The organism is uncultured Salinicola sp., assembly GCF_937921195.1.
Lineage (GTDB): Bacteria > Pseudomonadota > Gammaproteobacteria > Pseudomonadales > Halomonadaceae > Salinicola.
On record NZ_CALFQK010000032.1, the window covers coordinates 1 to 14,450 of the forward strand.

14 protein-coding genes are annotated in these 14,450 nt (G+C 64.8%); 5 read left to right on the forward strand and 9 right to left on the reverse strand.

From position 1 onward, the window contains the following. The 6 genes from rodA to Q0602_RS02655 all read right to left on the reverse strand — a co-directional run. A partial coding sequence (gene rodA / locus Q0602_RS02630; RefSeq protein ID WP_298838526.1) for a rod shape-determining protein RodA occupies positions 1-1,114 on the reverse strand: 1,114 nt, incomplete at its 3' end. Further along, positions 1,104-2,999 (reverse strand): penicillin-binding protein 2, encoded by a 1,896-nt coding sequence (gene mrdA, locus Q0602_RS02635; protein ID WP_298838529.1) that lies wholly within the window; start codon positions 2,997-2,999, stop codon positions 1,104-1,106. The genes mrdA and rodA, both read right to left, overlap by 11 nt. 105 nt (positions 3,000-3,104) lie before the next feature. Beyond that, the gene (gene rlmH, locus Q0602_RS02640) at positions 3,105-3,572 is read right to left on the reverse strand and encodes a 23S rRNA (pseudouridine(1915)-N(3))-methyltransferase RlmH (RefSeq protein ID WP_298838532.1); all 468 of its coding nucleotides are present in this window, start codon (positions 3,570-3,572) and stop codon (positions 3,105-3,107) included. Further along, entirely contained in the window at positions 3,569-3,946 is a 378-nt protein-coding gene (gene rsfS, locus Q0602_RS02645) for a ribosome silencing factor (protein WP_298838535.1), read from the reverse strand. The genes rlmH and rsfS overlap by 4 nt, the downstream gene beginning before the upstream one ends. 114 nt (positions 3,947-4,060) lie before the next feature. Continuing rightward, a complete protein-coding gene (nadD, locus tag Q0602_RS02650; RefSeq protein WP_298838538.1) occupies positions 4,061-4,735 on the reverse strand; it encodes a nicotinate-nucleotide adenylyltransferase in 675 nt (224 codons plus the stop codon). Further along, entirely contained in the window at positions 4,722-6,005 is a 1,284-nt protein-coding gene (locus Q0602_RS02655; protein ID WP_298838541.1) for a glutamate-5-semialdehyde dehydrogenase, read from the reverse strand. The genes nadD and Q0602_RS02655 overlap by 14 nt, the downstream gene beginning before the upstream one ends. Positions 6,006-6,212: 207 nt before the next feature. On the opposite strand from Q0602_RS02655, the gene Q0602_RS02660 reads away from it, so the two are divergent. The 3 genes from Q0602_RS02660 to Q0602_RS02670 are packed head-to-tail and all read left to right on the forward strand — an operon-like array spanning position 6,213 to position 9,357. Beyond that, complete coding sequence (locus Q0602_RS02660) at positions 6,213-7,040, forward strand: hypothetical protein (RefSeq protein WP_298838544.1); 828 nt, start codon at positions 6,213-6,215, stop codon at positions 7,038-7,040. Next, entirely contained in the window at positions 7,031-7,954 is a 924-nt protein-coding gene (locus tag Q0602_RS02665) for a diguanylate cyclase (RefSeq protein ID WP_298838547.1), read from the forward strand. Before Q0602_RS02660 ends, Q0602_RS02665 begins: the two co-directional genes overlap by 10 nt. After that, complete coding sequence (locus tag Q0602_RS02670) at positions 7,951-9,357, forward strand: bifunctional DedA family/phosphatase PAP2 family protein (RefSeq protein ID WP_298838550.1); 1,407 nt, start codon at positions 7,951-7,953, stop codon at positions 9,355-9,357. Before Q0602_RS02665 ends, Q0602_RS02670 begins: the two co-directional genes overlap by 4 nt. A gap of 11 nt (positions 9,358-9,368) precedes the next feature. On the opposite strand, the gene Q0602_RS02675 is transcribed toward Q0602_RS02670, so the two are convergent. Together Q0602_RS02675 and mpl are read right to left on the reverse strand one after the other, a co-directional pair. Further along, entirely contained in the window at positions 9,369-10,004 is a 636-nt protein-coding gene (locus Q0602_RS02675) for a flavin prenyltransferase UbiX (RefSeq protein ID WP_298838553.1), read from the reverse strand. Beyond that, the gene (mpl, locus tag Q0602_RS02680) at positions 9,988-11,361 is read right to left on the reverse strand and encodes a UDP-N-acetylmuramate:L-alanyl-gamma-D-glutamyl-meso-diaminopimelate ligase (RefSeq protein WP_298838555.1); all 1,374 of its coding nucleotides are present in this window, start codon (positions 11,359-11,361) and stop codon (positions 9,988-9,990) included. The genes Q0602_RS02675 and mpl overlap by 17 nt, the downstream gene beginning before the upstream one ends. Before the next feature lie 432 nt (positions 11,362-11,793). Between mpl and Q0602_RS02685 the strand changes: the two genes are divergently transcribed. Further along, a complete protein-coding gene (locus Q0602_RS02685; RefSeq protein WP_298838559.1) occupies positions 11,794-13,053 on the forward strand; it encodes a 6-phosphofructokinase in 1,260 nt (419 codons plus the stop codon). 397 nt (positions 13,054-13,450) lie between these two features. After that, positions 13,451-13,996 (forward strand): glycine zipper 2TM domain-containing protein, encoded by a 546-nt coding sequence (locus tag Q0602_RS02690; RefSeq protein ID WP_298838562.1) that lies wholly within the window; start codon positions 13,451-13,453, stop codon positions 13,994-13,996. 113 nt (positions 13,997-14,109) lie between these two features. On the opposite strand, the gene Q0602_RS02695 is transcribed toward Q0602_RS02690, so the two are convergent. After that, entirely contained in the window at positions 14,110-14,340 is a 231-nt protein-coding gene (locus Q0602_RS02695; RefSeq protein WP_298838565.1) for a hypothetical protein, read from the reverse strand. Positions 14,341-14,450 lie beyond the last annotated feature (110 nt).

Here is a 14,450-nt window from a genome sequence, read left to right on the forward strand (position 1 = left end):
GAATCGACATGAGAATACCGAACCCGGCCATCAAGGTCACGCTGGAGGTCCCGCCGTAGCTGACCAGCGGCAGCGGCACCCCGACGACCGGCAGGATGCCGCTGACCATGCCGATATTGACGAACACATAGATGAAAAACGTCAGCACGATGCTGCCGGCCAGCAGGCGTCCGTAGGTGTCCTGCGCGTTGTTGGCCATCACCAGCCCACGCGCGACCAGCAGCAGGTAGAGAACCAGGATGGTGCCCATGCCGATCAGTCCGAACTCCTCCCCGAGCACGGCGACGATGAAGTCGGTGTGGCGTTCGGGCAGGAACTCGAGCTGGGACTGGGTCCCCAAGCCCCAGCCCTTGCCTTCCAGCCCCCCGCTGCCGATCGCCGTCTTGGACTGGATGATGTTCCAGCCGGCACCCAGCGGATCGCTCTCCGGGTTGAGGAAGGTCAACACCCGCTGGCGCTGATAGTCATGCATGTTGATCCACAGCAGCGGCATCGCGCCACCGGCCATCGCCACGAGCGTCACGATGAACTTCCAGGAAAGTCCCGCCAGCAGAATCACGAATACCGCGGCACAGGTGACCAGCAGCGAGGTCCCCAGGTCGGGCTGGCGAGCGATCAGCAACACCGGAACGCCGACGATCACCCCGCACACCAGAAGGTCGCGCCATGTGGGCGGCAGAGGTCGGCGGTGAAGATAGGCGGCCAGCATCATCGGCATGGCAATCTTCATCAGCTCCGAGGGCTGGAAACGCAGCGGGCCGATCTCCAGCCAGCGCTGCGCCCCCATGCCGATGTCCCCCATGATCTCGACGGCGACCAGCATCAGCAGCCCCGCGCCATAGGCGACCGGCGTCCACCGGAGTAGCGTGACGGGGGAGAACTGCGCGATGACGATCGCGCCGAGCAGCGCGACCCCCATGCGGGAAGCCTGCGCCATCGTCGTCGAGGTCGACATCCCGCTGGCGCTGTAGAGCACCACCAGGCCAAAGGAGATCAGCAGCACCAGGATCGACAGCAGCCAGGGATCGAGATGGATGCGTAGCCATATCGAGCGCTTGCGCCCGACTCGTGCCCGATGTGTTCGCGGTGCCACGCGCTGGAAATCAATCGCCATCGATACTCTCGACTTCTTCGTTGACCGTGGTGCCCGGTCGATTCTTCAGTTCGCCGTCCGGCAACAGCCAGGCATCGGTCAGTTCGCGCCCCAGACCGGAAACGCCGCCGCCGGCGTTCTCGACGATGACCGCGAGCGCGATCTGCGGATCCTCGACCGGCGCGAAGCCGATGAACAGCGCGTGATCACGAAGTCGTTCCGTCAATTCGTCGGCGTCGTACTTCTGATTCTGCCCCAGCGAGAACACCTGGGCGGTACCGGTCTTCGCCGCCATCTCGTACTGCAGGCCGGCTCCCGCCTTGCGGGCGGTCCCCTCGGACCCCTGGAGCACCGCTTCCATCCCCTTGTAGACGTCCTGCCACCAGCGTGCCTGATTGACCTGAACGTCCGGCTTGGTGTCGGCGAAAGGCGGTTCGATGACTTGATCGCCAATCCGCTTGGCCAGATGCGGCCGAACCCAATGGCCATGGTTGGCCAGCGTGGCGGTGGCCGCGGCCAGCTGGAGCGGCGTGGCCATGAAATACCCCTGGCCGATACCCGCGGAGAGCGTCTCGCCGGGGTACCAGACCTGATTGTACTTCTCGCGCTTCCACTCGCGGGAGGGCATCAGGCCCGGGGCTGCGCCCTGCACATCCAGCGAGGTTACCTCACCGAAGCCGAACTGATGCATGAACGAGGAGAGTCGGTCGATGCCCAGCCGGTAGGCCATGGTGTAGAAGTAGGTATTGTTGGAAACCTCCAGCGCCCGCTCGAGATCGACTCGCCCGTGCCCCCAGCGCAGCCAGTTATGATAGCGCCGCGTGTCGTTGGGCAACTGGAAGTATCCGGGGTCATAGATGACGTCGTTGGGCTTGACCACGCCATCCTGCAACGCCGCCAGCGCCTCGAAAGGCTTGATGGTGGAACCGGGAGGGTACTGGCCCCGGACCGCGCGGTTGTACAAGGGCAGATCGAGATTCTGCTGCAGGGCCCGGTAGTCGTCGTAGGAGATGCCGGTCACGAACTTGTTGATGTCGAAGCCGGGCGCCGAGACCATCGCCAGGATGTCGCCGGTCTTGGGCTGGATCGCCACGATGGCGCCCCGCCGGCCATCCAGCAGGTCGTAGGCCATGTGCTGAAGGCGACTGTCGATGGTCAGGGTGATGTCCTTCCCGGGCACCGGCGAATCCCGGTCCAGCTCCCGCAGGACTCTCCCCCGCGCGTTGGTCTCGACCTTGCGAAGGCCCGCCTTGCCGTGGAGTTGATCCTCGTAGGTGTACTCGATGCCGGTCTTGCCGATGAAGTGGGTTCCCGCGTAGTCCCCCGAGTCCAGTTCGGCCAGCTCCTCCTCGTTGATCCGCCCGACGTACCCCAGCACGTGCGACATCACGATGGGGTCGGGGTAGTAGCGCATCAACTGGGCCTCGACCTCGACGCCGCTGAGCAGGTATCGGTTCACCGCCAGACGCGCGATCTGACCCTCCGTCAGGTCGCTCATCAAGAGCGCCGGCTGGTACGGTCTCTGGCGCTGACGGGAGCGCTCGCGGAAGGTCGCCACCTCGTCCTCGGGCAGATCGAGAATATCGATCAGCCGCTGCAGCGTAGTATCGAGATCATCGACACGCTCACGCACGATCGTGAGGTTGTAGGTCGGCCGGTTCTCCGCCAGCAACTTGCCGTTGCGGTCGTAGATCAGCCCGCGCCGGGGCGGCAGCGGCTCGACCCGCATGCGGTTGTTGTCGGACCGGGTGATGAAGACGTCGTGCTCGATGACCTGCAGGTAGAACAGGCGGGAGACCAGCGCCCCGGCCATCAGCACGATGACCAGAGCGGCGACCAGCGAGCGGTTACGGAAGACACGGGCTTCCAGCTCGTGATTCTTGATGTTTTCGCGGCGCTTACGCATGACGGGAATGGCGGTTCAGGGCATGGGAAGCCCCGGAGCGGGCATGGCGTCCAACGGCGTCGCTGTCGGCGATATCGAATGGAAACAAGCGACTGACTCTCTGACTCAACGGTGGTACGGGTGCCCTGCAAGCAACGTCCAGGCGCGATAGAACTGCTCCGCCAGCACCACGCGCACCAGCGGGTGCGGCAGCGTCAGCGCGGAGAGCGACCAGGAGACCTGAGCCCGGGCGGCGACGCGGGGATCGAGGCCATCCGGGCCACCCACCAATAGCGCCACGTCCTGCCCTTCCAGCCGCCACGCGCCGAGGCGTTCGGCCAGTTGCTCTGTCGTCCAGGACTGCCCTTTGACCTCGAGCGCGACGATACGTTCCTGATCTTTCAGCTTTTCCAGCATCCGATCGCCCTCTGACCGGACCGCCCGCGCGATATCGGCATTCTTGCCACGGGCACCGGGCGGGATCTCGACCACCTCGAGCGGCATTTCCCGCGGCAGACGCTTGCGATACTCATCGGCACCAGCCTCGACCCAGGCCGGCATGCGCGAGCCGACGGCCAGCAGCCGGATCTTCATCCCCGAAGCTCTTGCCGATCCGAATCGCCAGTGGCTCGCCGGGAGTCGGCGGGCAGGTCGGCCCAGAGGCGCTCGAGGTCGTAGAGCTGCCGGGTCTCCGGCATCATCACGTGGGCGATGACATCGCCCAGATCCACCAGCACCCACTCCCCGCTCTGCTGCCCCTCCACGCCCAACGGGCGGAGGCCGGCCTCCTTGGCTTTCTCGATCACGTTGTCCGCCAGCGCGGAGACGTGCCGCGAGGAGGTGCCACTGGCGACGACCATGACATCGGTGACGCTGGTCAATTCGGCCACGTCCAGCTCGACGACATCGCGCGCCTTCAGCTCCTCGAGCGCTTCCACCACCAATGATTTAAGCGTATCTGTCTGCATAGCTCCTCGTCATATAACCCCTTCCTGGGAAGGGAATCGCTACCCCCGGGATCCGGGAGAGGCGCATTTTACGCGGATGGACCATTAACGCCAGCCCCGCCCTCTCGATATCGCTCAGGAATGGCGATAGAGGGCATGGCTGGCGATATAGCGCTCCACCGCCTCGGGAATCAGATAGCGCACGCTGAGCCCTTGCTGCAGGCGTCGCCGCACTTCGGTGGCCGCGATGGCCATGCGGCTCGGCAGGCGCAGGCGCAGCAGATGGCCCCCGGGGGCGGCCATCATCGACGCCACCGTCGACACCTCACGCCCCTCGATCAGCGAGGCCAGCGCCGGCTCCAGCGGCGCCTCGTGGTCGGGGCGGTCGATCACCACGATGTGCGCCAGTGACAGCAGCCGCTCCCGCTGGTGCCACTCCGGCAGGCCGAGGAACGCATCGTGGCCGACCGCCATGATCAGCCGCGCCTGACCGCCCCACTCTTCACGCAACGACGCCAGCGTATCGACGGAGTAGGAGTGGCCCGAGCGGCGCACCTCGCGATCATCGGCCACCAGCCCCGGCGTGTCGCCGATACCGGCTCTCAGCATGGCCAGGCGGTGCTCGGCGGAAATCCCCGGTGCCTTGCGGTGCGGGGGCACGTGAGCCGGGATCATGTGAACCGCGTCCAACGCCAACGCCTCTCCCAGCTCGACGGCACTGCGCAGGTGCCCCATGTGAACCGGGTCGAAGGTGCCACCCAGCATCGCGATCCGTGGAATCGAGGCGTTCTGCACGTCAACTCCGGACATGGCCGTCACCGAAGACGACGTACTTCCGGGTGGTCAGACCCTCGAGGCCGACAGGGCCCCGGGCATGCAGCTTGTTGGTGGAGATGCCGATCTCCGCCCCGAGCCCGTATTCGAAACCGTCGGCGAAGCGCGTCGAGGCATTGACCATCACCGAACTGGAGTCCACCTCGCCAAGGAACCGCCGGGCGAGCGTCAGGCTCTCCGTCACGATGGCATCGGTATGCTGCGACCCATAGGTATTGATGTGATCGACGGCCTGGTCGAAATCATCCACGACCCGGATGGAGACGATCGGTGCCAGATACTCCGTCGACCAGTCCTCGATCGTTGCCGCCACGGCATCGCCTATCCACTCACGCGTGCGCGCGCATCCCCGCATCTCGACGCCCTTGTCACGATAGATGGCCGCCACCCGCGGCAACGCCTCTGCCGCGATATCGGCATGGACGAGCAGCGTCTCCATGGTGTTGCAGGGCGAATAGCGCTGGGTCTTGGCGTTGTCCGCGATCGCCACCGCCTTGTCCAGATTCGCGGCAGCATCGATATAGACGTGGCAGACCCCGTCGAGATGCTTGATGACCGGCACCGTCGCCTCGCTGGCGATGCGCGCGATCAGCGACTTGCCGCCGCGCGGCACGATGACATCCACGAATCGCGGCATCGTGATCAGTTCGCCCACCGCCGCGCGATTCGTGGTCGCGACGATCTGCACGGCGGTGGCGGGCAGGCCGGCATCCGCCAGGCCCTGGCCTACGCATTCGGCGATCGCCGCGTTGCTGGAGGCGGCCTCGGACCCGCCGCGAAGAATGCAGGCGTTGCCGGACTTCAGACACAGACTTGCCGCCTCCACGGTGACATTGGGGCGGGACTCGTAGATGATGCCGATCACACCCAGGGGCACGCGCATCTGCCCGACCTGAATGCCGCTCGGCCGGTAGCTCAGGCCGTCGATCTGACCGACGGGATCGGCAAGCGCGGCGACCTGGCGAACGCCGAGGATCATCGCATCGATCCGTGCGGGAGTCAGTGCCAGGCGATCCAGCAGCGCATCGCTCAGGCCGTTTTCACGGGCGCGGGCCAGATCGTCCCGATTGGCCGACGCCAGCGCCGGTCTGGCGTCATCCAGGCGCGCAGCGATGGCCTCGAGCGCCGCGTTCTTCCGGCCGCTGTCGACACGCCTCAGTTCGGCACTCGCAACGCGTGCCTGCTGCCCCAACGCCTGCATGTATTCGGCGATATCCTCGACCCGTGGGGTCGCAGTCTGCTGCATGGTGTACTATCTCTTGTCAGTGGTAGTCCGCGACGAACGACCTTCGGCATCGAATCGGGAACGTCTCGAATGGCCGGGAAGCTTGACGCCGCAGGTACGATGAGGCTTTGTTCTTTTGTCATAGGCGCCACACGATCATTCCCGGCACACATGATAGTGAGAGACGAGTCGCGCAAGCCATTCGCAATCGGTCCAATATAAGCCACCATGCAAAGCAAGTACAAAAGCCTCGGCTCCCGAATCCTACTATCGCTTCTCTCGCTGCTCGCCCTGCTGGCGGGCTGGCTGGCACAGGACGCCACACGCGTGGTCGCCTGGGCCGGGTGCATCGCGTTTGCCCTCTCGGCGGTTTACCCCTTGCGCCTCTCTCGCTGGCTCCCCATCACGATCGTCCTGCTGAGCGTCGCGCTGCTTGCCACCCATCACGCCAGCAGCCATATCTGGTTGTGGGCACTGCCGTTGTGCCTGCTGGGATCGCCGGGCAGGGCCGGGGTAGCCGCCAGCGCGCTGGTTTATGTCCTGAGCGTCATCTACGTCGGCTGGACCCTGCCCCCGCCCACTGCCGTCGTCGCCAGCGTATCGCTGGCCATCGTCTGGCTTCTGTGCCTGGATCGACAGAAGGTATCCGCGACGGCACCGTCGGACGGCCAGTCGAACTGGCTTCTCCCGGCCGCCCAACTGGATGGCGGCATTCAGCGAGAGTTGAAACGGGCCGAGCGCGAGTCGTTGCATGCCGAGGTGACGGTTTTCGGCTGCGCTCGCTCGACGACAGCGGACATGGCAGCACTCTGCCGCCGTCTTCAGGAAGCGCTGATGCCTTACGAACGCGCCTATCGCCTCAACGATTACGGCATTGCGGTGATCGTGGTGGCCACCAGCGCCGAGACGGCTAGACTGCGACGACAGCAGCTACGCCACACCATTGCCCCGCACAAGGAGGTCTCCTCGACCCCCCTGACGGAGATCGGCGATCGCTTCGCGAATCGTCACGGCAAACGATCCTCCCCGGTTCCGGAGGTGCAGCCTTGGCATTGAGTCGATACAAGTTGATCGCGCAACTTCTCACTCTGGCACTCCTGCTGGGTCTTGCCCTGTGGGAACACCTGATGCGTCACTACGATCTGATACTGCCGCCCACCCTGATGGCCATCGCGCTGCTCGTCTCCATACCGCTGCAATACCTGGGCCGCCTGCGCCCCGCCATCGCCGACCACATATTGCTGATCGGCGGACTGGTTCTTTGTATCCTGGAGGCCCCCAGCAGCGACAATCCCCTGTTGTGGCTGGGGCTGGCGATCACGCTCAGCTACCTGCTGCTGTCCGCCCTGCCGGCACTGCTGCTGACCGTGATTCTCGTCCCCGTGCTGCTGGCGTCGCTCGGCGAGGAGCACATGACGGCCATGAACCTGGTACTTGGCTGGTGGCTCTCTCTCACCGCGGCCACCCTTGCCCTGTCGTTGGGGGGCTCGTCCCGCGCGCTGCGTTTCATGCTGAGACCGTGGCGGGACGACAGGCGGCCTGCCGGTGAATTCATCACCCGAAACCTGGAAATGGAAGTGGCCAGAGCGTCCGCGCTCGACCGACCGCTGAGCGTGCTGGTACTGTACATTCCGCAGCTGGACCAGGCCGGAGATCAGTTCGGCGGCCACATGCGCGAAATCCTGTCGGCGAGCTTCAGCGAGGTGATTTCCGACAACAGCCGCCAGAGCGACCTGCTCGGCGAGCACCATGCCAATGTCTTCTGGCTCATTCTACCCAACGCCGGGGAACCCGGTGCCGTGGCAGCGGCCAAGCGGCTCTCGAGTGCCGTGACATCTGTCGCACACCCGGAGATCGGATCTCTGGAAAGCTTCAGTCGGGTGTGCACACTGCGCCCTCAAGAGAACGTCGAACGCTTTTCGCTACGCCTGGAAACCGCCGCCAACAAACTGCTGGAACCGCACGCTTGAATCTTACCCACTGGCTCTACTCTCTCGCGCCCCCTCCCGAGCTGCTGCTGGTCATCATATTCGTGGTGGCCCTGATCGAGTCACTCGCCGTCGTCGGTATCGTCGTCCCCGGCGTCGTGCTGCTGGGCGCGGCAGCCTCCATCGCCGGTCACGACGACGTTCCCCTCTGGACGATACTGATCGCCGGCATCCTGGGCGCCTTCGCCGGAGACAATCTCAGCTTCTGGCTGGGCCGCACGCAGCGCGCCCGCATTCCGCACTGGTGGCCGCTGTCACGCCATCCCCAGTGGCTGGAGCAAGGCCACGAGTTCTTCCGACGCTACGGCATCCTGTCCGTTGTGGTCGGCCGCTTTTTCGGCCCCGTTCGCCCTTTCATTCCCATGATCGCAGGCATGCTATCGATGCCGACGAAGCGTTTCACCCTCGTCAATTTCGTCTCCGCGATAGCGTGGGCGCCGGCTTACCTGCTACCCGGCTACCTGCTCGGCCGCTCCTGGGAGGAGTTGATGCAACTGCCCCCCGGCGCCGAGCGATGGCTGCTGGCCCTGTCCGTCTCGCTGCTGGTACTGGCACTGCTGTTTTCGTGGATTCGCTATCAGCTCAGTGCCGAGGGTCGTTTGCACGCTTGGCTGGAGAGGCGCATGGCGGGCAACCCCCGACTGGCCAGAGGCTGGCACGCGCTGTGCTCGCCACCCCCGGCCAGCGAATTCCCGCTGGCGTCGCTGTCGCTGCTGGTGACGAGCCTGATCGCCCTGATCGCCTGGACGGCGTGGGTCCTGATGCACGATGGCCCGCTGCCCATGGACCAGCAGATCCACTCCCTCGCCGGCATGCTGCAGCGCAACTGGCTCATCGGCACCAGCGAGGTCCTCGCCAAGGTGGGCGACGCGCTGGGCATCGGCGTCCTGATGGCGCCCTGGCTACTGTGGCTACTGTGGGCAAAGCGCTTCGCCGCGCTGCTGCATATCGCCGGCGCCCTGATCCTCGTCGCCGTCAGCAATACGGTCTTCAAATCCCTTGCGGGCCGCGCCCGGCCGGACACGCCGGATTACCTGACGGGGTCGATGTCCTATCCCAGCGCCCATACCTCGACGATCGTCGTCGTGGTCGGGCTGACCGCCGCCTTTGCGGCCCAGGTGATGCCGCAGCGCTATCGTGGGTACGCCTACTGGCTGGGCATCGTCGCGTGCGCTCCCATGGCCCTGTCCAGGCTCGTGATCGGCGTCCACTGGGCCAGTGACTTGATTGGCGGCGCCCTGCTGGGGCTGATCGTCTGCGCCCTGACACGCATCAGTTATCAGCATTTCCAGCGGCCCGAGCGCGGCATGCCGCCCTGGGCCTGGCTCTGTGCAGCCTCGCTGATACTGGAAATCCTGCGAGTCGTCCTCTTTGCCCCCGTCTAGGGGTCTGCCGCTCAATCGCCCCAGCGCGGCATCAGCGTCTGGGCGACATCCAGTTGGTTGAGAATGCGCGCCACCACGAAGTCGATCATCGCCTGGACGCTGTCGGGGCGATGATAGAAACCGGGAGCGGCCGGCAGTATCACACCGCCCATGTTGGTCAACTTCAGCATGTTCTCCAGGTGGACGGCCGAGAGCGGCGTCTCCCTGGGAACCAGGATCAGTTTTCGCCGCTCCTTCAGCGCGACGTCGGCGGCGCGCTCGATCAGGTTGTTGCTGGCGCCGCAGGCCACCGCGGATAGGGTGCCAGTCGAACACGGACAGATCACCAGCGCCTGCCAGTTACCGGATCCGGATGCCACAGGCGCCATCCAGTCTTCCCGTCCGAAGCAGCGGACCTGCCCCTCGCCGGCGTCGAACCACGCCGTCAGATCCCGTGCCAGTCGATCCGGCTGGGCCGGCAGATCGATCTCGGTCTCGACGGCGATCACACGATGGGCCGCCTTGGAGACCAATACGTAGACCTCGTGCCCGGCGCCGATCAGGCATTCGATCAGGCGTAGCCCATACTGCACGCCGGAAGCGCCAGTGAGCGCCACCGCGATCGGCGCCCCGTATTGGCGAGAAGTCGCATCATCGCGAACTGCCATGCCGCACCTCCAGTGCCCGCAATAACTTGTCGTGGATACCGCCGAAGCCGCCATTGGACATGACCACGATCCGGTCGCCGGGTAGCGCCTGTTCGACGACGTGCTCGACGAGCGCGTCGAGATCGGTCTCGACACGACTGGCCGCATGCCCGGCAACCACTTCGGCCAGCGACCAGTCGAGCCCGGGGGGCTGATACCACCAGACGCTGTCGGCCAGCGCTACGCTGTCGACCAGGCGTGCTCTCATACTGCCCTGACGCATGGTATTGGAACGGGGCTCGATCACCGCCAGCAGCCGCCCCCCATGCCGGTCGTGGTCCAGCCCCTCGAGCGTCAGCGCGATGGCCGTGGGATGATGGGCGAAATCGTCGAGGACCTGTATTCCGCCCACCTCGCCACGGACCTCCTGGCGCCGCCGGGGCGCGGCGAATGTCGCCAGCGCCCGGCAACCCTCGACCAGGGAGACGCCCAAGCGGCTGGCCGCGGCCAGGGCGGCGACGGCATTGGCCGCGTTGTGTCGGCCACTCATCCCCCAGCGGACGAGATGACTCTCGCCCCCCGAGACCACGGTGAAGGCGCGGCTATCGTCCGGATCGAGCAGCAGTCGCCACTCGCTCCCGGCCAGTTGCCCGAAGCGTTGCACCGGCGTCCAGCAGCCCTGATCCAGCACCCGCTCCAGCGCCGGTTCGTCATCCGCGACCAGCAGCGAGCCATTACCCGGCACGGTGCGCACGAAGTGGTGAAACTGTCGCTCGATGGCCGCCAGATCGGGAAAGATATCGGCGTGATCGAACTCGAGATTGTTGAGAACGGCGATGTCCGGCCTGTAGTGGACGAATTTCGAACGCTTGTCGAAAAACGCCGTATCGTACTCGTCCGCCTCGACGACGAAGGGCGCACCGCCCCCGCCAAGCCGGGCGGAGAGGCCGAAATTGCGGAGCACTCCCCCGATCAGGAATCCCGGTTCGAGGCCCGCGCACTCCAGTATCCACGCCAGCAGGCTGGCGGTGGTGGTCTTGCCGTGGGTCCCGGCCACCGCCACCACCCGCCGCCCCGGCAACACCTGCTCGGCCAGCCACTGCGGCCCGGAAACATAGGGGAGCTTGGCATTCAGCAATGCCTCGATCTCCGGGTTGCCCCGGGAGAGCGCATTGCCGACGATGACCAGGTCGGGAGACGGCTGCAAATTGCCGGGGCGATAGCCCTCCGTCAGTTCGACGCCCATTTCCCGCAGCTGCAGGCTCATCGGCGGATAGACATTGGCATCCGACCCCGTCACGTGATGCCCCTGCATCTTGGCCAGGCGTGCCAGACTCCCCATGAAAGTCCCGCAGATCCCTATTACATGAACGTGCATTCGAACTCCCCCTCACATTAGCCGGCGAGCCTAGCATGGCCTCCCGGAGCGGGCCACTGGCCCCTCCCACGCTCCCCCGGGCACCGTGGCCGCCGTGAAGCCAGTCTCGTCGGATCAGCAAGCCGGCTCGAGGAAACCGGTCGTGCTGGTACCCGGCTCATCCCTCAGGCGCAGAAAATTGGTCGCCCCCCTCACTACCGCCTCGTATTAACAGGCATTCGCCTTTCGGCTATGCTGGGCCCGCATTCGTGCCCGGCCCCCGACAGGGAGATGTCACACGATTGGCCAGCCAGTTTCATCCTCTCGTGATGATTCAGGGTCGATCATTGCCAGCGCGAGATCGTCATCGAAGTCCGCACGGATGTGCGTCCGAGCACGCCGGGCCGACGACGTGAGACCAGCACAACCGAACCTCAGGAGATGAGAGCCGATATGGCCAAGCATAATGCGTTCTACGCCCAGTCCGGTGGCGTCACCGCCGTCATCAACGCCAGCGCCTGTGGCGTGATCGAAACCTGCCGCCGCCACTCGGATCGCATCGGCCATCTCTACGCGGGACACAACGGCATCATCGGCGCACTGCTGGAAGACCTGATCGATACCAACCAGGAGAGCGAAGAGGCGATCTCGGCACTGCGCCACACACCCGGCGGCGCATTCGGCTCCTGTCGCTACAAGCTCAAGTCCATCGAGACGCACCGCGCCGAGTACGAGCGCCTGATCGAGGTATTCAGGGCCCACGACATCCGCTACTTCTTCTACAACGGCGGTGGCGACAGCGCCGATACCTGCCTCAAGGTCTCCCAGCTGTCGGAGACGATGGGCTACCCGCTGACGGCCATCCACGTTCCCAAGACCGTCGACAACGACCTTCCCATCACCGACAACTCCCCCGGCTTCGGCAGTGTCGCCAAGTACGTCGCCACCTCGACGCGCGAAGCGGCGCTCGACATCGAGTCGATGTGCTCGACCTCCACCAAGGTCTTCATTCTCGAAGTGATGGGTCGGCATGCCGGCTGGATCGCCGCCGCCGGCGCCCTGTCAGGAGAGTCCCCGGAACAGGCACCGCATCTGATCATCTTCCCGGAGATCGCGTTCGACCGGGCGAAGGTGATGGCGCGTATCGACGAGGCGGTCAAGCGTCACGGGTTCTGCGTGCTCGTGGTCTCCGAAGGCGCCCAGTACGCCGACGGAACTTTTCTCACCGATTCGGGCAGTACCGACGCCTTCGGTCACAAGCAGCTGGGCGGAGTCGCCCCCACCCTGGCCTCGATGGTCAAGGAAGATCTCGGCCACAAGTACCACTGGGCGGTGGCCGACTATCTGCAGCGGGCCGCTCGTCACATCGCCTCCAAGACCGATGTCGACCAGGCCTACGCCGTAGGCGAAGCCGCCGTCGAGCTTGCCTTGGCAGGCCAGAATTCGATGATGCCCGCCATCAAGCGTGTCTCCGACACCCCCTACGAATGGAAGATCGAGCCGGCCCCGCTGGCGGAGATCGCCAACCACGAGAAGTTCATGCCGCGGGACTACATCAGCGAGGATGGTCTCTATATCAGCGAAGCTGGCCGCCGCTATCTCGCGCCGTTGATCCTGGGCGAGGACTTCCCCCCATTCGAGAACGGCCTGCCCAAGGTCGCCAAACTGAAGAAGGCCAGAGTCGACCGCAAGCTGGCCAAGTTCGAGCTGTAAGCCACATCGGTATCCAGATCGGCGCCGGCAACCCCGGCGCCGACGAGTCGCGCCCCGCTCTTCCCACGACCCTTCCCCTTTCCGTCGCCACGCACCGCAGGCAAGGCGGTTTCGCTCCCCACCCATTCGGCGCCGGCGCTCGCCGCCCGGAGACTGTCCCCATTTGGAGACACTGCCGTCACCAACATGAAAACAGTGTTCAAAAACCCATGGATCCGACTCTCGCCGAGGGTTTCGAGGCTATAATCACTCGACCCTGGAGAGACGCTCATGGAATGACGCGCTCCGAGGATCATGCCAACCGGCAATCGATAGGGACATCACAAGAATTGCGAAGACTGCAGCGCCGAACGCATGACGCTTCGACGTTGCGGAGAGCACAGAGAGGAGCAAGGTCATGAACAAACCGATCGTCATTGGTGGCGTCATTGCCGCACTGGGTATCGCCGGGGGCATCGCCGTCGGCTCCTATCAATCCTCCGAAAGCGGGCCCAGGTATGCGGAGATCGTCGACGTCGAGCCGATCGTGCAGACCACCGACACACCGCGCGAAGTGTGCAAGAACGTCACGGTGACTCACCAGCGTCCGGTGAAAGACGAGAATCGCATCGCCGGCACCGCGATCGGCGCCATCGTCGGCGGCGTCGTGGGCAATCAGTTCGGTGGCGGCAGCGGCAAGAAGATCATGACGGCGGCGGGTGCCGTCGGTGGTGGCGTGGCAGGGAACCAGGTCCAGCAACAGATGCAGCAGGGCGACACCTACCAGACCACCGAGCAGCGCTGCAGCACCGTCAATGACAGCAAGGAAGAGACCGTCGGTTACGACGTTCGGTATCGCTACGACGGTGAAGTGCATGAAGCCAAGCTGGATGAAAAGCCCGAAGGCGACAAGGTCCTGATGCGCGACGGCCAACCCCAGTGGAAGGAGGATGCTCGTTCCTGAGCTGGCCACGGCCGTCTCCATTTCCACCCCGAAGCCTCTGATGACGGATCAGGGGCTTTCGGCAGATTGCCGGGTTGAACTCGCGCTTCACGGCCGCCCCTCGGGCCCAGGGCCTATCGATGAGTCGGTTTTCTCGGGCGCCCCTGCGGCCCGATCGGTTGGCTCAGCGCGATTTCGATGGCGCGCTCTCTCTCGATTCCCTTGTCGACGAGCTTCTTGACCCGCGTTTTCAATGTCCCCACCGGCATCCCCGAAACTTGGGCGTGATGGGCCAGGCTGCCCTCACGCGGGGCACTTTTTGTCCGCTGCTGGACGGGCTGAAAATCTCGCACGGTCAATTTCATGGTCTTACCGAATGTTCGCCTCCAATACGGCCATGATGCCAATTTGGCTGAGCAGCGCCCGCGGTGGATTAATTAAAACTTAATCTGCCTCACGTTGCTCTTTCTCCCAT

Coding starts and splice junctions, on each gene's coding strand:
- rlmH (WP_298838532.1), bottom strand. CDS start 3,572: ATGAAGATCCGGCTGCTGGCCGTCGGCTCGCGCATGCCGGCCTGGGTC.
- Q0602_RS02675 (WP_298838553.1), bottom strand. CDS start 10,004: ATGGCAGTTCGCGATGATGCGACTTCTCGCCAATACGGGGCGCCGATC.
- Q0602_RS02660 (WP_298838544.1), top strand. CDS start 6,213: ATGCAAAGCAAGTACAAAAGCCTCGGCTCCCGAATCCTACTATCGCTT.
- Q0602_RS02695 (WP_298838565.1), bottom strand. CDS start 14,340: ATGAAATTGACCGTGCGAGATTTTCAGCCCGTCCAGCAGCGGACAAAA.
- nadD (WP_298838538.1), bottom strand. CDS start 4,735: ATGTCCGGAGTTGACGTGCAGAACGCCTCGATTCCACGGATCGCGATG.
- mrdA (WP_298838529.1), bottom strand. CDS start 2,999: ATGCGTAAGCGCCGCGAAAACATCAAGAATCACGAGCTGGAAGCCCGT.
- Q0602_RS02685 (WP_298838559.1), top strand. CDS start 11,794: ATGGCCAAGCATAATGCGTTCTACGCCCAGTCCGGTGGCGTCACCGCC.
- rsfS (WP_298838535.1), bottom strand. CDS start 3,946: ATGCAGACAGATACGCTTAAATCATTGGTGGTGGAAGCGCTCGAGGAG.
- Q0602_RS02655 (WP_298838541.1), bottom strand. CDS start 6,005: ATGCAGCAGACTGCGACCCCACGGGTCGAGGATATCGCCGAATACATG.
- Q0602_RS02690 (WP_298838562.1), top strand. CDS start 13,451: ATGAACAAACCGATCGTCATTGGTGGCGTCATTGCCGCACTGGGTATC.
- mpl (WP_298838555.1), bottom strand. CDS start 11,361: ATGCACGTTCATGTAATAGGGATCTGCGGGACTTTCATGGGGAGTCTG.